This is a genomic window from Virgibacillus sp. NKC19-16 (assembly GCF_021560035.1).
Lineage (GTDB): Bacteria > Bacillota > Bacilli > Bacillales > Amphibacillaceae > Virgibacillus_L > Virgibacillus_L salidurans.
Window position 1 is genome coordinate 488,472 of sequence record NZ_CP074373.1, and the last position, 18,415, is coordinate 506,886.

At 40.9% G+C, this 18,415-nt stretch carries 21 protein-coding genes, 1 riboswitch and 2 other annotated features; of the genes, 7 read left to right on the top strand and 14 right to left on the bottom strand.

Annotated features, from left to right (window positions below; translation table 11 throughout):
* Positions 1–11: 11 nt before the first annotated feature.
* The 4 genes from KFZ58_RS02695 to KFZ58_RS02710 all read right to left on the bottom strand — a co-directional run bounded on the left by KFZ58_RS02695 (position 12) and on the right by KFZ58_RS02710 (position 1,971).
* Complete coding sequence (locus KFZ58_RS02695; RefSeq protein ID WP_235793323.1) at positions 12–407, bottom strand: DUF2642 domain-containing protein; 396 nt, start codon at positions 405–407, stop codon at positions 12–14.
* Positions 408–491: 84 nt separating this feature from the next.
* Entirely contained in the window at positions 492–923 is a 432-nt protein-coding gene (locus KFZ58_RS02700; RefSeq protein ID WP_235793324.1) for a spore coat protein, read from the bottom strand.
* A gap of 24 nt (positions 924–947) precedes the next feature.
* The gene (locus KFZ58_RS02705; protein WP_235793325.1) at positions 948–1,340 is read right to left on the bottom strand and encodes a spore coat protein; all 393 of its coding nucleotides are present in this window, start codon (positions 1,338–1,340) and stop codon (positions 948–950) included.
* A 406-nt stretch (positions 1,341–1,746) separates the two neighbouring features.
* Positions 1,747–1,971 carry a spore coat protein gene (locus KFZ58_RS02710; protein WP_235793326.1) on the bottom strand — a complete coding sequence of 75 codons (225 nt, stop codon included), beginning with the start codon at positions 1,969–1,971 and terminating at the stop codon, positions 1,747–1,749.
* Positions 1,972–2,310: 339 nt separating this feature from the next.
* Between KFZ58_RS02710 and KFZ58_RS02715 the strand changes: the two genes are divergently transcribed.
* Both KFZ58_RS02715 and KFZ58_RS02720 read left to right on the top strand, forming a co-directional pair.
* A complete protein-coding gene (locus KFZ58_RS02715; RefSeq protein ID WP_235793327.1) occupies positions 2,311–3,711 on the top strand; it encodes a YfcC family protein in 1,401 nt (466 codons plus the stop codon).
* A gap of 12 nt (positions 3,712–3,723) precedes the next feature.
* The gene (locus tag KFZ58_RS02720; RefSeq protein WP_235793328.1) at positions 3,724–4,887 is read left to right on the top strand and encodes a M20 metallopeptidase family protein; all 1,164 of its coding nucleotides are present in this window, start codon (positions 3,724–3,726) and stop codon (positions 4,885–4,887) included.
* 45 nt (positions 4,888–4,932) lie between these two features.
* Here KFZ58_RS02720 and KFZ58_RS02725 read toward each other — a convergent pair whose 3' ends face one another.
* Entirely contained in the window at positions 4,933–5,523 is a 591-nt protein-coding gene (locus KFZ58_RS02725; protein ID WP_235793329.1) for a YkoF family thiamine/hydroxymethylpyrimidine-binding protein, read from the bottom strand.
* A gap of 107 nt (positions 5,524–5,630) precedes the next feature.
* Positions 5,631–5,735: riboswitch (TPP riboswitch) on the bottom strand.
* A gap of 158 nt (positions 5,736–5,893) precedes the next feature.
* On the opposite strand from KFZ58_RS02725, the gene KFZ58_RS02730 reads away from it, so the two are divergent.
* Positions 5,894–6,082, top strand: a complete 189-nt coding sequence (locus KFZ58_RS02730) for a hypothetical protein (RefSeq protein WP_235793330.1) — start codon at positions 5,894–5,896, stop codon at positions 6,080–6,082.
* Positions 6,083–6,162: 80 nt separating this feature from the next.
* Here KFZ58_RS02730 and KFZ58_RS02735 read toward each other — a convergent pair whose 3' ends face one another.
* Positions 6,163–6,462 (bottom strand): cupredoxin domain-containing protein, encoded by a 300-nt coding sequence (locus KFZ58_RS02735; protein WP_235793331.1) that lies wholly within the window; start codon positions 6,460–6,462, stop codon positions 6,163–6,165.
* A 263-nt stretch (positions 6,463–6,725) separates the two neighbouring features.
* On the opposite strand from KFZ58_RS02735, the gene KFZ58_RS02740 reads away from it, so the two are divergent.
* Positions 6,726–6,923, top strand: coding sequence for an SHOCT domain-containing protein (locus KFZ58_RS02740; RefSeq protein ID WP_235793332.1), 198 nt, complete (start codon positions 6,726–6,728; stop codon positions 6,921–6,923).
* 168 nt (positions 6,924–7,091) lie between these two features.
* Here KFZ58_RS02740 and trpA read toward each other — a convergent pair whose 3' ends face one another.
* From trpA to trpE, 7 genes are all read right to left on the bottom strand, one after another.
* Positions 7,092–7,865, bottom strand: coding sequence for a tryptophan synthase subunit alpha (gene trpA, locus KFZ58_RS02745; protein ID WP_235793333.1), 774 nt, complete (start codon positions 7,863–7,865; stop codon positions 7,092–7,094).
* 1 nt (position 7,866) lies between these two features.
* Complete coding sequence (gene trpB / locus KFZ58_RS02750; RefSeq protein ID WP_235793334.1) at positions 7,867–9,063, bottom strand: tryptophan synthase subunit beta; 1,197 nt, start codon at positions 9,061–9,063, stop codon at positions 7,867–7,869.
* Positions 9,041–9,484 carry a phosphoribosylanthranilate isomerase gene (locus KFZ58_RS02755; RefSeq protein WP_370642407.1) on the bottom strand — a complete coding sequence of 148 codons (444 nt, stop codon included), beginning with the start codon at positions 9,482–9,484 and terminating at the stop codon, positions 9,041–9,043. The genes trpB and KFZ58_RS02755 overlap by 23 nt, the downstream gene beginning before the upstream one ends.
* Positions 9,485–9,680: 196 nt before the next feature.
* Positions 9,681–10,466, bottom strand: coding sequence for an indole-3-glycerol phosphate synthase TrpC (gene trpC / locus KFZ58_RS02760; protein ID WP_235793335.1), 786 nt, complete (start codon positions 10,464–10,466; stop codon positions 9,681–9,683).
* The gene (gene trpD, locus KFZ58_RS02765; protein ID WP_235793336.1) at positions 10,467–11,492 is read right to left on the bottom strand and encodes an anthranilate phosphoribosyltransferase; all 1,026 of its coding nucleotides are present in this window, start codon (positions 11,490–11,492) and stop codon (positions 10,467–10,469) included. It abuts the gene before it with no gap.
* Positions 11,489–12,079 carry an anthranilate synthase component II gene (locus KFZ58_RS02770; RefSeq protein ID WP_235793337.1) on the bottom strand — a complete coding sequence of 197 codons (591 nt, stop codon included), beginning with the start codon at positions 12,077–12,079 and terminating at the stop codon, positions 11,489–11,491. The genes trpD and KFZ58_RS02770 overlap by 4 nt, the downstream gene beginning before the upstream one ends.
* Entirely contained in the window at positions 12,060–13,472 is a 1,413-nt protein-coding gene (trpE, locus tag KFZ58_RS02775; RefSeq protein ID WP_235793338.1) for an anthranilate synthase component I, read from the bottom strand. The genes KFZ58_RS02770 and trpE overlap by 20 nt, the downstream gene beginning before the upstream one ends.
* Positions 13,473–13,536: 64 nt before the next feature.
* Positions 13,537–13,806, bottom strand: a binding site (T-box leader).
* 42 nt (positions 13,807–13,848) lie between these two features.
* Positions 13,849–14,094, bottom strand: a binding site (T-box leader).
* A 157-nt stretch (positions 14,095–14,251) separates the two neighbouring features.
* Between trpE and ddlA the strand changes: the two genes are divergently transcribed.
* A complete protein-coding gene (ddlA, locus tag KFZ58_RS02780) occupies positions 14,252–15,355 on the top strand; it encodes a D-alanine--D-alanine ligase (RefSeq protein ID WP_235793339.1) in 1,104 nt (367 codons plus the stop codon).
* Between the two features lie 45 nt (positions 15,356–15,400).
* Here ddlA and KFZ58_RS02785 read toward each other — a convergent pair whose 3' ends face one another.
* Positions 15,401–15,961: a nitroreductase family protein gene (locus tag KFZ58_RS02785; protein ID WP_235793340.1), complete on the bottom strand. Its 561-nt coding sequence runs from the start codon at positions 15,959–15,961 to the stop codon at positions 15,401–15,403.
* Between the two features lie 568 nt (positions 15,962–16,529).
* On the opposite strand from KFZ58_RS02785, the gene KFZ58_RS02790 reads away from it, so the two are divergent.
* Together KFZ58_RS02790 and KFZ58_RS02795 are read left to right on the top strand one after the other, a co-directional pair.
* On the top strand, positions 16,530–17,549 hold the full coding sequence (locus tag KFZ58_RS02790; RefSeq protein WP_235793341.1) for a PTS sugar transporter subunit IIC: 1,020 nt from the start codon (positions 16,530–16,532) through the stop codon (positions 17,547–17,549).
* Between the two features lie 127 nt (positions 17,550–17,676).
* Complete coding sequence (locus KFZ58_RS02795) at positions 17,677–18,381, top strand: metallophosphoesterase (RefSeq protein ID WP_235793342.1); 705 nt, start codon at positions 17,677–17,679, stop codon at positions 18,379–18,381.
* Positions 18,382–18,415 lie beyond the last annotated feature (34 nt).

Here is an 18,415-nt window from a genome sequence, read left to right on the forward strand (position 1 = left end):
AAATTCCTCCTTTACAATTCACTGACTGTTTCAATATTTTCAATACGAACTAGTACCTGTGCTCCAGATGCTTCAACAATAACAACATAATCGTCTCTTACTAAGAGCAAGGTGCCCGTTACTGTACCAAAAGGGACAGAAACCTCTACTTGTTCGTTTACTAAATTTAGTAATACTTCTCTAATAGTGGTAGGAGTGGTTGGTGGTAATGTGTTAGGTGGTGGTGTCACAGTTCCATCATCGCCTGAGCCAAAACCTAAATTTAACCCCGCATCTACATTAAAGCCTGGTAAATTAATGGAGAGATTCTCACTTAGACCACTACTATTATTCGTATTTATATTTTGAGATAGTTGATTTATTAATCTCAATACATTACTTCTTTGGCCATTTGTTAGATTTGCCAATTTTATTCATTCCTTTCATACTATTTATTTAAGTGGGGAATGGGAGGTCAGACCCGCATTCCCCAGTATTCCTTCATCCCTTGATTAAAGAATGTCTAGGCTAACAACGATAGCGAGAAGTACTTGGATTAACAACTGGATATTAACTGCTATATCCGTATCTGTTGTGGTAATTTCTACGTTTTTCGATTTTTCAACAATTGTTTTTTGGCGATTGCTCTGCCTTGTTTTGGCAATTTGATTAAAATCTTGAGTGACCTTGTTCGCCTGGTCCGTATCCGCAATAGTGATGCTGATCACAGCTGCGATTGCTGCTTGAATCCCAAGTTGTAAGGATACTGCAGCTTGCGTATCGGTGGTTACAACATCGACATCCTCTGAATCCTTGATTATAATCCATTCATCAGATACTTGTTGACTAGATACAGATTGTTGCGCTTCCTGGTTTACAGTCGCATTATCGTCATTATCATCATCACAGTGGTCTAGCGCGCGCCATTCCTTAAGTTTCGTCATACATGATTCACCTCTTCTCCTAATCTATAAAATATCAACCATTACTACTAGTGCCAGTAGTAATTGCAGTAAAACTTGAATATTGATTACCAAGTCTGTGTCTGTAGTGGTTACATTTACGTCTTTGGAATTACAGATGAAAACCTTTTGTTTATTTACTTGTTCAGCGTTAAAATTCTGCATGAGTTCTTGACTCACAGCTTCGCCTCGATTACTATCTCCAATAGTTATACTAAGAACCAACGTAAGCGCCAATTGCAGGCCTGCTTGAAGTGAAATTCCAGCTTGTGTGTCGGTCGAGTTAACCCTGATATTACACGATTCTTTCACCCAAATTAGCTCAGCTGATTCTTGTTCCATGAAATCGTATTGATTTCCTTCTTGTGAAACGGTGGCATCGGAACTACCTGTATTCATTTCAAATTTATCAGTGTGATCGTCTTTGTAATCTTTTTTATACGTTTTTTTATTGCATTTGTCGCATCCCTTACTACATTTATCACAACCGGAAGTGCATTTGTCACACCCCGTACTGCATTTATCACAACCTGTATTGCATTTACGACATCCTGTACTGCAATTTCCCTTGCACTGATGTTGATCTTTTTGATACATGTCTCGATAGTAATAGAATTTATTTTTCTTACCGTAGAGGTAGGCGGTATTCTCTTGTTTATCTGACGTCATATTAACACTCCTTTCTTATAGTTATAGAATAATCTATGGATTTTCTTATTAGTCAGATTGTACACATTCACTAGAATCTCGCCTTTTTATAAAAATAAAGAAAACACCTATTAATAGGTGTTTTCCTTAATAGAGTTTATTCACTTGATTTGTTCGTATTTTTCTCCCCGTTATTGAATTGATCAACCTGTTTTTTCAAATCCTCAACCATCGTCCTTAGCGCTTGTTTTTGTTCATCCGATATATTTTTTTTAACTTCCTCAGGTTTAACATTATTCTTTCTTAATATATCTTGAATCATTAGTTGAATTACCTGATCAGGGACTGCCTGCTGTTTTGATGAATCGTCTGCCATATTCATTTCACCTTCCTCACTTTAATATATATTTTATTCTATGGTGCACAAGCTCAATTTGCCTGTGTTGCTGTCTACCTTTGCCCGACCTTAGTATTCCTCTTTCTAGCACACACATGGAAATTTCTTCTGAAAGGGTGTCATTCCGACTGTTACAAAAATGTCTTGTTCATGTTTTGAGTTTTTCATTGACTTTCTCGACTTTTATTCGAGTAAATAGAAAAACTGTATGGGAATAGGTGATTGCGTTCTTCCTTTTGTTCAGCTATAATATTTCCATGTGAAAAAGTTTCAGAATGAGCATAAAGAATGGTCATTCGAACAGTAGGAGGACGAAATACCATTATGAGTTCGAAAAACTCGACGTCTAGGAAGAAATTCGAGTTCCCCCATGTATTTGTTATTTTATTTGGTATTATTATATTCATGGCCATTTCCACTTACTTCATTCCGGCGGGCGAGTACGATAGGGAAGTAAATGAAGCAGGTACGGAGACTGTAGTTGATGGAACGTATAGCGAAGTTGAATCCAGTCCGCTTGGCTTTTTTGATATATTTCAATCGATTCATGCCGGAATGGTCGAAGGATCAGAAATTATTTTCTTCATCTTTATTGTCGGTGGTGCGTTTGGGATTTTGAATGCAACAAATGCCTTGCAGGGTGCGTTTGGATCTTTATCCAGAATGTTGTCGGGAAAGGAATTGCTTTTAATCCCGATAACAATGACCGCTTTTGCAATAGGTGGAGCGACTTTCGGTATGGCTGAAGAGACCATTCCATTTATATTAATATTAGTACCTATTGCAATGATGGTTGGTTTTGATTCTATGGTCGGAACGGCAATGGTGCTTGTTGGTGTATATGCAGGTTTTACTGCGGCCTTTATGAATCCATTTACGGTAGGTGTGGCCCAAGGGATCGCAGGGCTTCCTACATTTTCAGGAATGGGAGTCAGAGCTGTATTTTTCGTTATTTTTCTAGCTGTAAGTATTTTGTATGTCATGCTTTATGCTAGGAAAGTAAAAAAGGACCCTTTAAAAAGTATCGTCTATGAAGAGGATCAAAAAAGAGACGTTCAGCTTAACCTATCTGATCAGCCTGCGATGACAAAGAGGCATGGAATGATTGTCGGTGTTCTAATTTTGACGGTTATTGCTCTTGCTTTAGGGGTTACGTTAGAAGGCTGGTACATGAGAGAAATTGCCGGGTTATTCTTTCTAATGGGTATTGTCATCGGTCTTATTGCTAAAATGAGAGTCAATGAAATAGCTACATCATTCTTGAAAGGCTGCGAAGAACTTGTCTTAGGGGCGCTTGTTGTTGGATTTGCATACGGGATATTATTCGTCATGCAGGAAACAAATACAATCGATACGATTTTATACGCAATATCTTCATTGGTTGCCGGATTGCCGGCAGGATTAACAGCAATGGGTATGTTCGCGACACAAAGTATATTGAACTTTATTGTGCCATCTGGAAGTGGACAGGCCGCGCTAAGTATGCCAATAATGGCTCCACTCGGAGATTTAGTAGGTGTTGACAGACAAACCGCTGTATTAGCCTTCCAATTTGGTGATGGTATTTCAAATATCTTAACACCAACGGCAGGTGTGCTGATGGCAGCTTTAGCCCTTGCCAAAATTTCTTGGCTTAAATGGGTCAAATGGGTTTGGCCTTTAATACTAATTTGGTACGTGCTGGGAGCAATATTTGTAACAATTGCTCATATGTTTATTTGGTAGGAGGTACGGTGTATGTTGGAAAATGTTTTTGCTAGACTGCAAGATATCTATCCGGAATTAGTGGAGTTCCGCAGAGAACTTCACATGTATCCGGAGCTCTCTCATCAAGAAGTAAAAACGCCTGAGAAAATTGCTTCCTATTTAACGGATTTAGGAATAGAAGTGCTTACAGGAGTAGGTGGAAGAGGTGTAGTTGGCACACTTAAAGGTGGGAAACCCGGAAGAACGATTGCCTTACGTGCAGACTTTGATGCATTGCCGATTCAAGAAGAAAATGTGGTGGATTACAAGTCGCGTGTCCCTGGAGTCATGCATGCATGTGGACATGATGTGCATACCGCAACGTTGCTTGGTGTTGCGAAAGTCTTAAGTGAAATAAAAGATGAAATCCCGGGAACAGTCGTATTTGTTCATCAATTTGGCGAGGAGGCGACCCCTGGTGGAGCTAAGCTAATGATCGAGGACGGCTGTCTGGATGATGTTGATGTTATTTATGGTGCGCATGTTATGGCAACAGAAGAATTTGGCACAGTTAAGGTGAAAGAGGGGTATAATTCCTCCGCGCAAGATGACTTTTTTATAAAAATTCATGGTAAGGGCGGACATGGTTCTGAACCAAGTGATACGATAGACCCGTTAGTAACAGGAAGCCAGCTGGTTGTAAACTTACAACAAATTATCAGCCGGAGAGTGAGCCCACAAAGTGCTGCAGCAGTAACAGTTGGCTCGTTTGTCAGTGGGGACGCGACAAATGTGATTCCCGATTATTCTTCGATTAAAGGAACAGTTCGCACCTTTGATGAAGGAGCACGGACTATAATTGAGGAGTCAATGGAGCGAATTGTAAAATCTACATGTGAAGCAGCTGGAGCAGAAGTGGAATATGATTATGTGAAAGATTGTCCATCGATTTGGAATGATCCTCTCGAGGCGAAGCATGTGCAGGATAAAGCCGCGGCCCTCTTTGGTGAGGAGAATCTGAATCGATTGGATCCGATGACTGGGAGTGAGGACTTCTCATTCTACCAAAAAGAAATACCGGGTGTGTATTTTACGGTAGGCGGTGGAAATCCCGAACTGAACGCGACATTCCCGCATCATCATCCAAGATTTAATGTAGATGAGCGTGCCATGCTAAATATCGGAAAAATGTTCCTAAGTATTGTGTTGGACTAATAGTCAGCCACTTATTGAAATGAGTTCAGTAAGTGGCTGGTATTTTTATTTCTGGGATGGGCTATTGGCTGAGATGGAAACGGTCATAACAGTGTGGCTCGAACTAGCATTAACAGTTGCTTGAAAAACGTGTTCCAAACCATTAAATATTGCAACGGATTCCCCGTCCAGGCGAGTCGAATAATGGGCTGGTGAAACAGTAACATGCTTCTTCATTGCCTCAATCTGTTCATAAATCGTGTCCATATAATTTCCACCACCTAATGGATAAAGTGAAAATTTTGCTGCCACGGGCTGTTTAATATCTTTTATCTGAGCGCTGTTGAGAGGTTCCTTGTCTTCTGCCATATAAGCATTGCCTGAAGAATCCCCTGGACATCCCAGTGAATAGGTAGCTTGGAATGCAACATGCTCCCCGGTTTTTGCAGCATGTATGAAGATCGCTTTTGTCACATCAAATACGTGGGGAAGTTTTCCACGAACTGTGGTTGTCACGTCATCTGTCTTCATCCAAACCTTTGAGGTATCCACTTCATTTAATGCCTCTGTGATAATATTAATAAAATTATCACTCATCGGATGGATCGAAAAGCTAACTCCAGCAATGTTACTATCGTCACAATATTGATCTGTCATATGAAACTCCTCCTTCTTTTATTGGCAAAGAGGAACTAGAAAAAAAGACTGCATCCCCTGAGGGGAATGCAGTCTGCTTGAATGATTTATTATTAAAAAATGAAATACTCACGTCGACTGCACTTCCCCACGCTGGTATTACCCAGTTCGAGTATAAAGGGTCAGAACCATACAGTTCTTCTCAGCCATGTTTAGCTCCCCTAGTGCCCATGTTATTATGAAATTTTCTGTGTTTATTTTAACATACAGTGCTGGTGCCTGTCACGCCCCGGAATTTGTCGAATGGGATGTTGTTGCTCAAATTTGCCAATTTTCTGGGCTATAATGATAGTAGGTAGTGCAAGTATGAAGTTAGTAAGAGGTGGGCCTATTGAATAAAGTCCTTTTAGCAGATGATGAACAGCGGATGCTGGATTTACTAGCGTTGTATTTAAAGCTTTATGATTATACATACAAACAAGCTCTAGGAGGAAGGAATACCGGCTTTCCAATTGACCAACATCTAAAAACAGTTTGGGGCGTCGGGTATAAATGGATTAAAAAATCCTTAATTCTATGAAGAAGCCGTTAAACGTGTAGAACTTTTCTCCACAAACAAAAAAGAGCTATTCCCTATGAACAGCTCTTTTAACTATGCTATTATTCTACGACTAGGGTCGTTGTCATGTCATCATGGCCTTCGCCACATGGGATGTTACAATAGATTGTGTATTCTCCGGGTTCTTCGGGTATGAATGTTGTTTCACCTTCACCCTCAAGATGCATATCGAATTCATCAATGGAAATTCCGTGCATTCCTTCTTCATTGGTGAGTGTCAATGTAACTTCTGCACCAGCTGGTACTGTGTATCCTTCGCCCAGGTCAAAGTTCGTTGCAGTAATGTTTACTTCATTGGCAGCTGATTCACCTGATGATCCTGTCACCGTTGGCAGGCTCACTGCTGCCATCCCCACCGCATGCCGCAAGTACGAGAATTAGAACTAAAAATAATGTTGTAAGTAATTTTTTCATAAACATACCCCCAAAATATAGAATTTAAATACATTTACAATATTGATTATAGATAATAAATATGCATTTTCTGTGGAGAAGTTAAGACAAATGTATGAACATTCATTTTGAAGGGGATTTTTCATTGAAAAATGGAAATATGCTTAAAAATGCGTTGAAATGGTAATTGTATTATATAGAGGTGATAAAAATGGCAACAGAATCTATTATACGTATCATTTTGTCGATTATCGTTTTAATCGTTATTATCGTTATCCTTAGTCGTTTCAGGGTGAATAAAGGCAAAACACCTCCAGATGATTCACTTGAAGTGATGGAGAAACGGTTGGAAAACGGTGAAATAACGCAAGAGGAATATGATGAAGCGAAAAGAAGGCGTGGGAAATAATCAATATGAAAGCAGAATTATTATTCGTCATTTCCCGGGAAATAACGTGAGAATTCTACAATTATTTTCACGTAGGGTCATTCATAAAATGCGCCAATCACATATCATAAACCAATAAGTGATTGGCGCATTTTATTTGTTTCAAATCAACTTTTGTAACTTCTTGTTTTACAAACTACCATGAATCAACTTTTTAACTTCATCCGCTTCCCCGTCATGCAACAAGCTAACAATCCTGCTCCCCACAATCACGCCATCACAATAGGAGCTCAGGTTCTGTGCTTGTTCTGTGTTGGAAACGCCGAACCCTGCCAGTACTGGTACAGAGCTATTCCCTTTAAGCATCTGCAAGTAGTCTTTGACCTCAGCGTCATGTTCTGTGCGTGCCCCGGTAGTCCCTGTGACAGAAACAGCGTATAAAAACCCTTCAGACCGTTTTGCCAGTTCGACTAAACGCTCTTTCGGACTTGTCATCGCTGCAAGCCGGATAAAAGCAATCGCGTTTTCCTGTAAGACTTCCGTTAAAATCGCTTCCTCTTCCATCGGTAAGTCTGGGATGATAACACCGTCAACGCCGGAATCCATACAGTCAGCAGCAAATTTTTCCCGGCCATACGTAAATATCGGATTCACATATGTCATTAAAATAATTGGAACCGAACGTTTTTCCTTAAAATCTTGTAATTTCTTCAGTATGGAAGTGAGTGTTGTGCCGTTGTCCAATGCACGAATACCTGCATCCTGAATGGTCGGCCCGTCTGCAACCGGATCAGAAAATGGGATGCCGAGTTCAATGGCTGCCGCACCGCATTCCTGTAAAAATGTAATCCGTTCTTCTAAAATATCCAGTCCACCGTCACCAGCCATAATGTAAGGGACAAATATATTTTCATTAGCAGCTTGTTTTTCTTGTAAGGCCTGATCTATTTTCGATTTCCCCATCTTACTTTTCCTCCAATCTGTCTTTTACCTGTTCAACATCCTTATCACCGCGACCGGATAGACAAATGACCAGTGTTTGATCTTTATCCATTTCTTTAGCGAGCTTCATGGCATAAGACACAGCATGCGCGCTTTCCAGTGCAGGGATAATGCCTTCTGTTTTCGATAAATACTGAAAAGCATCAAGCGCTTCTTCATCTGTAATGGATACGTATTGAACACGCTCTGTTTTATGCAAATGGCTATGTTCAGGGCCAACCCCCGGGTAATCCAGGCCAGCGGAGATGGAGAAAGCCTCTTTGATTTGCCCGTCGCTATCCTGTAGTAAATGACTCAATGTGCCATGCAAGATGCCTGTATTTCCATTTGATAATGTAGCGGCATGATTACCAGTTTCCAGACCGGCACCTCCAGCTTCCACGCCAAATAATTTTACATTCTGATCCTCGATAAATGGATAAAACATCCCTATTGCATTACTGCCGCCGCCAACACAAGCAACAACCGCATCAGGTGAGTTTTCTGTAGCCTCAAGTGCTTGCTTTCTCGTTTCCTCACCGATCACAGATTGAAAGTCACGAACGATTTTTGGAAAAGGATGTGGCCCGACAACGGAACCAATAATATAGTGGGTGTCATTCACATTACTGACCCAATAGCGCAGGGCTTCGTTGACTGCATCTTTTAACGTTCCACTTCCGTGAGAGACGCTTTTAACCTCTGCACCTAATAATTCCATTCGAAAAACATTCAGTTTCTGGCGGTGAATATCTTCTTCACCCATAAATACAACACATTCGAGATCTAGGAGGGCGCATACGGTTGCGGTTGCTACCCCGTGCTGACCTGCGCCTGTTTCAGCGACCACTTTTCTCTTACCCATTCGCTTGGTTAAAAGGGCTTGGCCGATTGTGTTATTAATTTTATGTGCTCCTGTATGGTTCAGGTCCTCACGTTTTAAATAAATTTCAGGCCCACCCAGTTTTTTTGATAGTTTTTCCGCGTAGTAAAGTGGAGTTTCTCTGCCTACATATTGTTTTAAGTAGTAGTTGAGTTCATTTATGAAATCAGGATCATTCATTGCTTCTTTATATGCTTTTTCCAACTCGATTACTGCTGGCATTAAGAGTTCCGGAACAAATCGTCCGCCAAAATCACCATATTTCCCATGTCCATTAGGCATTGTGTATGTTGTCAATTGTCTCATCCTTTCGCGCGTCTTTTGCATATTCAATAAATTGCTTGATTTTCTCTGTGTCCTTTTCGCCATTCCTTTCAACACCGCTAGAAACATCAACACCAGTCGGATTAACGAACTGGATTGCTTCTTGAATATTGTCCGGTGTGAGTCCGCCGGCTAAAATAACTTTTTTCCGATCTACGGGTAGATTGTGCATTATATTCCAATCAAAAGCAGTACCGTTCCCACCGCGGTTTTTCCCGAAAGGACTATCGATTAGATAATAGTCACAAGGAAACGTGACGAATTGGGAAAAGTTATCAGGTTCTGCTGGAAATGCTTTAATTATTTTACATGGAAGTTGCTCAGCAGCCGTAGATGGCTCATCTCCGTGAAGCTGAATGAAATCTAACCCAACAAGTGCTGCAATTTTCGCCATGTTATCTACCGTTTCATTGACAAAGACGCCGACCTTCTGAATTGAAGGGGGAGCGTATCAGCGATTGCAGCAGCATCCTCCGGTGTAATTTGTCGTTTGCTTGGAGCAAAAACAAATCCTATCAAATCAGCGCCGGCATCTGCTGCGGCGTGGGCTGCATCACTAGTTTTAATCCCGCAAATTTTAACCAGCATTGTTATCTCGCCCTTTCTTCTTGGATTGGTATCTGCAGCTCCTGAAAAGTTTCTAATAAATTACCCGAGCGCATTAATGTCTCACCAACCAAAATAGCCTCAGCACCAGCTTCTTTGACGCGTATCACGTCTTGTTGTGTTTTAATACCACTTTCACTGACAAGGATTGTATTCGGATTTGTCACCATGGATGCTAAATTATTAGTTGTCATTAGATCAACATCAAATGTTTTTAAATCACGATTATTTATTCCGATAATCTCCGGATCCAGCTCAAGTGCCCGTTCCATTTCTTCTTCATTATGCACTTCACAAAGCACCTCTAAATCCAATTCCCGTGCATAATGGTAAAGCTTTTTAAAATCCTCGTCAGCCAAAGCTGCAACAATTAATAAAATAATATTTGCACCAGCAGCTTTGGCTTGATCAATTTGGACCGGGTCAATCATGAAATCCTTACATAATATCGGTAAATCTACTGCTTCCCGAATCGCGCGTAAGTCTTCCATTGAACCATTGAAAAAGGTTTTATCCGTCAATATAGAAATAGCTGCTGCACCTGATGCTTCGTATTTTTTTGCTTGCCCTACTGGGTTGACAGCCATATCAATCTCTCCTTTAGAAGGGGAGGAACGTTTTATTTCTGAGATCACGTTCATCGTGTCTGATGCGGCTACTTTTTCTTTGAATGTTATTATCTCTTGTTTTTGAAATTGATCAAACGTTTGATCAACAAGCATGGAGACTTCTTTTTTCTTTTCTGTTAAAATTTTATCTAAAATAGTCACTTATAACACCTCGCTTGGAATTTTTCTACTATATTCGATTAGATGTTGGAGCCTTTCCATGGCAGCTCCTGAATCAACACTTTCTTTTGCCCGGTCTATTCCTGCTTTAATCGTTTCTGCGCCTCCATTGGCATATAGTCCCAAACCTGCATTTAAAAGAACCGTATCATAATAAGCCCCTTTTTCACCGTTTAATACGTTTCGTAAAATGGTTGCATTATCTTTCGCATCCCCACCACGGATTTGATCATTTGGATATGTTGGCAAATCAACTTCTTCCGGGCTTAGTGTGAAGGTTGTTATTTCTCCCTGATCAAGAAGTGCAAGTTTATTTTCGCCTGCAAGTGATGCCTCATCCATCGATCCTGCACCATTAACAACAACAGCCCGGCGTCTGCCTAATTTATGCAAGCTTTTGGCCAGCATCTGTACCATATCCGGGTGATAAACACCTAGTAACTGGGAATCCAAAAACACCGGATTCGTTAGGGGGCCGATTGCATTAAAAATAGTTGGAAGACCAAGATCCCTGCGAACCTTTGAAAAAGGCTTCAGTGCCTCATGAACATGTGGAGCAAATAAAAATGCTATCTTATTTTCATGCAGCATTTCTTCCACATGATCATTTGCAAAGGACAAGGAAACACCCAAATGTTCCAGCACATCTGCACTTCCGGTTTTACTGGAGATACTGCGATTGCCGTGTTTTGCTACTGGTATACCAGCACCGGCTATGACAAATGCGGATGTTGTACTGATATTGAAACTGTAGGACTTATCGCCGCCAGTGCCACAGTTATCCATCGCGTTTGGTATATGCGTCGCGTTAAAAGAAGAATTGGAACGAATAACATCCACAATTCCAGCAACTTCATCCGCCGTTTCTCCTTTTATTTGTAAGGCAGTTAAAAAGGAAGCAATTTCAGAATCGGTGACTGTATCTGTGAAACAATAATTGGTTGCATCCTTCATTTCCTCTATCGTTAGATTTTCCTGATTGATCAGTTTTTCAAGATAATGTTTCATTTTATTTCGATCTCCTTTCTGATTTCATGTAAGAAATTTCGAATCATATGCTTTCCTGTACCCGTGCCAATGGATTCTGGATGAAACTGCACACCGTATACAGGGTAATCGTGATGCTGCAACGCCATAATTTCATTATCTTCAAGTGATGTGGCAGTAACCTCCAAACGGGAGGGGAGGGTCCCCCGATCAACAACAAAGGAATGGTAACGCATGACCTCCAGTGGATGCGGCAGGTTTTGAAATAGTCCGGAATCCTCATGTGTAATCAACGATGTTTTCCCATGTTTGATTTGTTTCGCTTTCGATAATCTCCCGCCTAAGGATTGAGCAATAATCTGCTGTCCTAAACATATTCCGAGGATTGGGATTTTTTTGTAAAAGGCTTTGACCATATCTACGCAAATTCCTGTCTGATCAGGTAACCCTGGTCCAGGGGAAATGACAATCGCTTCTGGATCAAGCTCCTCAATTTCTGTTAACGTTATTTGATCGTTTCGGATAACACTGACTTCTTTACTTTCCTCTGAAAAATACTGGTAAATGTTATAAGTGAACGAGTCGTAATTATCCATTAACAAGATCAATATGGTTCACCTCCATAAGCGATTTTGCTTTCTGTAATGTCTCTGCAAATTCCTTCTCAGGTACCGAGTCATAAACGACGCCGGCACCAGTTTGTAAATATGCTCGGGTGTCTTTAATAACAAGTGAGCGGATCGCCAGGGCTATATTGACATCCTGATTAAAGTTGATATAACCAATTCCGCCAGCGTAAGCACCGCGTTTCTTTTCCTCCAGTTCATTAATAATCTGCATCGCCCGTATTTTCGGTGCGCCTGAGACAGTTCCTGCCGGCAAGCAGGCAATCAGGGCATTTACACCTGTGAAATCGTTCTTTAATTTTCCGTGTACTTCTGAAACAATGTGCATAACATGTTGATATTTTTCTATTTTCATATAAGTTGGAAGCTCGATGCTGCCAATTTCACAAACCCGCCCCAGATCATTTCTGCTTAAGTCTACCAACATTCGGTGCTCCGCTATTTCTTTTTCATCTGAGAGGAGGGCCTCCATCAGTGCCTCGTCTTCAGCAGCTGTTTTCCCGCGAGGTCTGGTCCCGGCAATTGGATTTGTCACCACTTCATTCCCTGTTGTTTGAATGAGACTCTCCGGCGAGGCTCCCAATACGAGATAATCCTCAAAATCGATGTAAAACATATAAGGAGAAGGATTAGCTTTTCTAAGCTTCCGGTAAAAAGAAAAGGGATCTCCGTCAATAGCTGCCTTCATCCGCTGTGATAAAACGACTTGAAAAATATCACCTTCATGAATATGCTTTTTAGCAATTTCTACTTTTTCCTTAAATTGTTTTTCCGTTATTTCGGGCTGAAACTGTACATTGCTGATTTCATCTTCTATTGTATCTGCATATGCGGTGAGCGTATGTTGCAGATCTTGCAGCCGATTATCAAGTTCAGCTTCTGGCCTGTGGTCGGGATTCATGGCAATTAAATAAACGATTTCCTTCGTGTGATCAAACACAATGACATTTTTATAAACCATCAAATGAATGTCAGGCATATTTAGTTCATCTGGTAAGTCCTCACCGATATTTTCAAATTGCCTGATCGCGTCATAACCGATATATCCGATAGCTCCACCATAAAAAGGGAGGGGGAGGTCTATGTCGATTTTGGGTAGTTGTTCTTGGATATACAATAAAGCATTTTGATTCATGGTTTCAGTTGTGCCTTTTTCATGTTTGATATCTGTTGTCATGTCTCCTAGACCGATGATTTCCTGGTAAGGGTCTGACCCTATAAAGGAATACTTGCCTTTTTTCTCATGTTGGAAGGAGCTTTCTAATAGAAACTTCTTCTCTCCGGATAACTTTTTGAAAATCCCTATCGGTGTTAACGTGTCAGCATTTTGTTTAATAAACTTATAGGGAACTGTCTTTGGATTAGTAGCTTTCATCAATTCCATCCCTTTCTTTCGTGGAATAAAAAAGTCCTCTATAAACACATGACGTCATGTGTTTATAGAGGACGATTGTGACCGCGGTGCCACCTCTGTTGAAAAGAAATGCTTTTCATCTTGTTCGGATACGGGACGATTCAAACGCTGGTAGTATTTTTCTAAAGTCCGATACCCTATCCGTATAACGGCGGAGCTCCGTGTTTCCCTACGTAAACGGTTCAGGAAATCTCTCATAAGTCCATTCAGCATCATTCGCGTACTGGAATCCCACCTGCACCAGCTCTCTGTAACACGTAAATGTATGCTTACTACTCTTATTCAACGATTTATTTGTATAAAATTTTTCCATGAATACAAAAAGGCCCCTCATCCAAAAAAGGACGGGGGACCGTGGTACCACCTTTATTAGCTGAAAAACAGCTCACTTTAGCAATATCAAGCAAATTTGCTTCATATTCGTCTCTTATAACGATGAGACTTGATCGCCAAAGCCTACTGCAATTACGGTTCGGTTTGGAAGCTCAGAAGCCCATTCATCTACCCAAATCACACTGGTTCACACCAACCACCAGCTCTCTAATGTGTTCACATAGATTACTATCTTCTTCAACGCTGTCGTTCGTTTAAGTTATTAAAAATAATGATAGGGGAGATTGGATGAAAAGTCAAGTGCTTTTTCGAAAAAAATTGTGGTTATTTTTTGGATTTCATTTCTACATACAAGCTGATTTATGCTATTTTAAGTATATAGCTTTTTTAGGAAGGATGTCTGTGGTATGGGTAAGACAAAAGTTGGGATTATATTCGGTGGAAAGTCAGCTGAGCATGAAGTTTCGCTGCAGTCTGCTAAAAATATTGTGGAAGCAATTGATAAGGATAAATATGAAATTGTATTAATTGGAATTGATAAAGAAGGAAAATGGCATTTGAATGACCAATCTTCCTATTTACTAAATGCTGAAGACCCGAAGCTTATTCAGTTAAATAAATCGAATGATACGATCGCGCTCGTCCCTGGGGAATCTGCTAATCAATTAATTCATGCCGCCGAGGCGCTGAGGCTGGATCAACTGGACGTCGTATTTCCGATTGTCCATGGAACATTGGGAGAAGACGGAAGTTTGCAGGGAATGCTCCGCATAGCGAATATTCCCTTTGTAGGCGCGAGTGTTCTAGGTTCATCCATCAGCATGGATAAAGATATTGCAAAACGGCTGTTAAAAGAAGCCGGCATAAATGTAGCAAAAGGGTTTGCGTATACAAGGGCAAAAAGGAATCTTATAAACTATGAGGAAGCAGCAGCTTACTTAGGTACACCGATGTTTATTAAACCTGCAAATCAAGGCTCATCAGTCGGAGTAAGCAAGGTATTTACAAAAGAAGAATTTGAGGAAGGTATCGCGTCCGCTTTTCATTATGACCATAAAGTTATAGTTGAGGAGAGTCTTGTGGGCCGTGAAATTGAATGCTCCGTATTAGGAAATACTGATCCAAAGGCATCGAGTCTAGGAGAAATACTTCCACAAACTGAATTCTACTCATATGAGTCTAAATATATTGATGAAAAGGGTGCTGACCTAGCGATCCCGGCAGATGTATCAAACGAAGTAACGAAGCGGATGCAAGAAGTTGCCGTTCGTGCATTCGAAACCCTCCAATGTGAGGGCTTGGCCCGGGTCGACTTTTTCTTGACAGATGATAGAGAGATCTACGTGAATGAAGTAAACACACTCCCAGGATTCACGAAAATCAGCATGTATCCAAAATTATGGGAAATAAGCGGTATTCCATACTCGGAATTAATTAGTGAATTAATCGAGCTGGCAATTGAACGTCAGCAAAATGACAGTAAGCTAAAGAGCACGGTCTGGGCTGATTAAAAAGAACACCGAATGTGAGAATAGGTCACATTCGGTGTTCTTTTTTTACCCTTCATAACGGGTAAATTTATCTGCAACTTCTGCTCTGGATTTTTTTAATGGCTTTTTGTCAAAATAGCCGAGATGGACGAAACCAACGATTTTTTCGTTATGAGCGACGTTTAATATTTCCTTTACATTTGGATCATAAATATGCGGGTTTGTTTTCCAAACGACTCCGAGCTGTTTTTCCCATGCTAGCAGCCAAAAGTTCTGGATCATGGCCGCCGTTGCTCCAAAGTTTTCATCCCATGTTTTTTGTTTTTCAGGCTCTTCCATGACGACCACTAGAATGGCATTTGGTTCATTCAGGTAGTCTTCACGGTCTTGCTGTCTTTCTTCAGGGTATGTTGCAGCAACTTTTTTCGCAAAGTTTGCGGATTGACCCGGTCCGACAAAAATAAATCGCCAGGGTTGGCGCATTCCATGTGTTGGCGCCCAAATTGCATCATCCAATAGCTCCCGAACTGCCTCTTCGGTAACTTCTTTATCATTATAATTCTTTTTCACCGCACGTCGTTCGCGGATAATTTGAGCTAACTCCGATCGCTGTTTTGTTTGATTCATCTGCTTAGCCCCCTCCTGAAAAATGATCTATATCCACATAATTGATAATTATTATCAGTTAATTGAATTGTAGCTGATGGGGCATGGAAATGCAAATTGATACCGGTTAAGAGGGCTGGAACGAAAAGAATCTTCAAATCGGGAGGGATTGACTCGAAAACGGGAGAGATACATTTAATTCGGGAGAGAGCACGTTCGAACCGGGAGAGCAGGCGTCCAAAACGGGAGACAGCACATCCAAATCGGGAGAGAGCAACGAATCCCGAACTCGAAACATCCGCTCGAATGATACCGGAGGCCCATGAGGTTGAACATCGCCCGAATGTCCGGAAACATCACCCGGAAGTAAGCACGGCGACACGAGTCCTGAAATCTGCCATGCGAACCCGCCCCCGGCAGCGTGAGCCCCGAACCCTAACAAACCCCTCCCAAAACCTGTCCCTGAAATAAAATAAAGAAGATTTCACAAAATCCTTGAAATGTGAAGAAATTAACGTAATAATAAACAGTAACTCAGCACAGATAATACGAAACATGTGAATATATTCACAAAATAGGAGAGAGAGTCATGAGAAACGTTTTACAAAGAAAAGGTGTAACACTTTCGATCAGAGAGTATCTGATCACAGCTTTAAGCTATATGGCATTGGGGCTATTTTCATCTCTAATCATTGGACTTATTATTAAAACGATCGGGGAGCAGGTGGCGTTTTTAGCGTTTTTTGTTGAAATGGGCGAGTTTGCTATGGATACAACTGTTATGGGGGGTGCTATTGGGGTAGCAATAGCTTATGGGTTAAAAGCGCCACCCTTGGTATTATTTTCGGCGTTATTTGCAGGGGCATTTGGGGCTGAATTAGGTGGGCCTGCTGGGAGTTATGTCACCGCATTATTTGCGACGGAAATTGGAAAATTAGTGTATAAGGAAACACGTGTAGACATTATCGTTACCCCATTTGTGACGATATTCGTAGGTTTTGCAGTAGGGAAGTTTATTGGACCGCCGATTAACTCATTTATGGTCGGCTTTGGTGAGGTGATTAACTGGTCAACAGCACAACAACCATTCATCATGGGCATTTTAGTAGCCGTGCTTATGGGCCTGGCATTAACAGCACCGATATCCGCGTTGGCTATTTCTATGATGTTATCACTAGACGGACTTGCAGCCGGTGCAGCGACTATTGGATGCGCTGCCCAAATGATGGGATTTGCTGTATCGAGTTACCGGGATAACAGATTTGGAGGATTTTTAGCACAAGGAATAGGAACATCGATGCTGCAGGTCGCAAATATCCTAAAAAAACCTATCATCATACTTCCACCAACTATTGCTGGGGCTGTTTTGGCACCATTTGCTACGGTCTGGTTAGGGTTAACAAATAACGCATCAGGTGCAGGTATGGGGACGAGTGGTTTAGTAGGACAGATTATGACATTTGAATCCATGGGCTTTTCGATGAACATATTCTGGAGTGTTCTTATTTTACATGTTATTGCTCCGGCCATTATCAGCTTGGCAATTTCCGAATGGTTTAGGAAGAAAGGTTGGATCAAGGAAGGAGACATGAAGATAAAGTATGAATAAGCACTGTGATAAGGGTCACAATTGCATAGAGTAAACTAGCATATAATGAAATAGTATATTTACTGTTTCGCAAAATAATAGTACAATTTTGTGAAAAGGGACTATTTTAATAATGGGGGTTGACAGAATGCGGACTTTTTTTATAAGTGATATTCATGGCAATTTCTGTGTTTTCAAGAAATTAATTGATTATGTAAAATTTGATCCATCAAAAGATCATCTTGTAATTGGAGGAGACATGATTAATAGAGGGCCAAGAAGCGCGCATGTATTGCAGTGGGCGAAGGAACATACTACGAAATATCCTGAAACCATACATATTCTTGCAGGAAATCATGAGGAAATGATGATTTGGTTTATGCACGAGTTATCTCCAATTTGGATGGAGTTTGGTGGAGATGATACGATTCGAAGTTTTAAAAAGGCCTATGGCGATGAGAATGGCTGGGATGTAGCTGAGCAGTATGCATCTTGGGTAGAAACATTGCCACTCACGTTTGAAGATGAGCATGCTATCTACACACATGCAGGTATTGATATCTCTGCTGAAAAAGAGAATCAGCCACGTGACATTTTATGGATTAATAAAAAAGACCTGAAAGAGATCAATCAACAAGTGTTGACGTCATGGAGTAATGGGAAACGTATTTATCGTGGCCATAATCCTTATTCCGCGGTTCATATGGATGGGCAATTTGTACATTGTGATTTGGGAAGTGGAATTTTTGATGAAGATCGCGCTGCACTGGCATTGGTGGAAGTAAACCAGAATCGCTATTTTCGCTGTACGATGGAGGGGGAAGTTTCCGTGCATGAAATTGAAGGAACCTGATGCGTGTCACTAATCTGTTAGAATTAACCTAGGA

Excerpts from the sequence above, each read along its gene's own strand:
- KFZ58_RS02700 (WP_235793324.1), bottom strand. The coding sequence starts at position 923 with ATGACGAAACTTAAGGAATGGCGCGCGCTAGACCACTGTGATGATGAT.
- KFZ58_RS02705 (WP_235793325.1), bottom strand. The coding sequence starts at position 1,340 with ATGAATACAGGTAGTTCCGATGCCACCGTTTCACAAGAAGGAAATCAA.
- KFZ58_RS02710 (WP_235793326.1), bottom strand. The coding sequence starts at position 1,971 with ATGAATATGGCAGACGATTCATCAAAACAGCAGGCAGTCCCTGATCAG.
- KFZ58_RS02715 (WP_235793327.1), top strand. The coding sequence starts at position 2,311 with ATGAGTTCGAAAAACTCGACGTCTAGGAAGAAATTCGAGTTCCCCCAT.
- KFZ58_RS02720 (WP_235793328.1), top strand. The coding sequence starts at position 3,724 with ATGTTGGAAAATGTTTTTGCTAGACTGCAAGATATCTATCCGGAATTA.
- KFZ58_RS02725 (WP_235793329.1), bottom strand. The coding sequence starts at position 5,523 with ATGACAGATCAATATTGTGACGATAGTAACATTGCTGGAGTTAGCTTT.
- KFZ58_RS02740 (WP_235793332.1), top strand. The coding sequence starts at position 6,726 with ATGGCAACAGAATCTATTATACGTATCATTTTGTCGATTATCGTTTTA.
- trpA (WP_235793333.1), bottom strand. The coding sequence starts at position 7,865 with ATGGGGAAATCGAAAATAGATCAGGCCTTACAAGAAAAACAAGCTGCT.
- KFZ58_RS02755 (WP_370642407.1), bottom strand. The coding sequence starts at position 9,484 with ATGGCGAAAATTGCAGCACTTGTTGGGTTAGATTTCATTCAGCTTCAC.
- trpD (WP_235793336.1), bottom strand. The coding sequence starts at position 11,492 with ATGAAACATTATCTTGAAAAACTGATCAATCAGGAAAATCTAACGATA.
- trpE (WP_235793338.1), bottom strand. The coding sequence starts at position 13,472 with ATGAAAGCTACTAATCCAAAGACAGTTCCCTATAAGTTTATTAAACAA.
- ddlA (WP_235793339.1), top strand. The coding sequence starts at position 14,252 with ATGGGTAAGACAAAAGTTGGGATTATATTCGGTGGAAAGTCAGCTGAG.
- KFZ58_RS02785 (WP_235793340.1), bottom strand. The coding sequence starts at position 15,961 with ATGAATCAAACAAAACAGCGATCGGAGTTAGCTCAAATTATCCGCGAA.
- KFZ58_RS02790 (WP_235793341.1), top strand. The coding sequence starts at position 16,530 with ATGAGAAACGTTTTACAAAGAAAAGGTGTAACACTTTCGATCAGAGAG.
- KFZ58_RS02795 (WP_235793342.1), top strand. The coding sequence starts at position 17,677 with ATGCGGACTTTTTTTATAAGTGATATTCATGGCAATTTCTGTGTTTTC.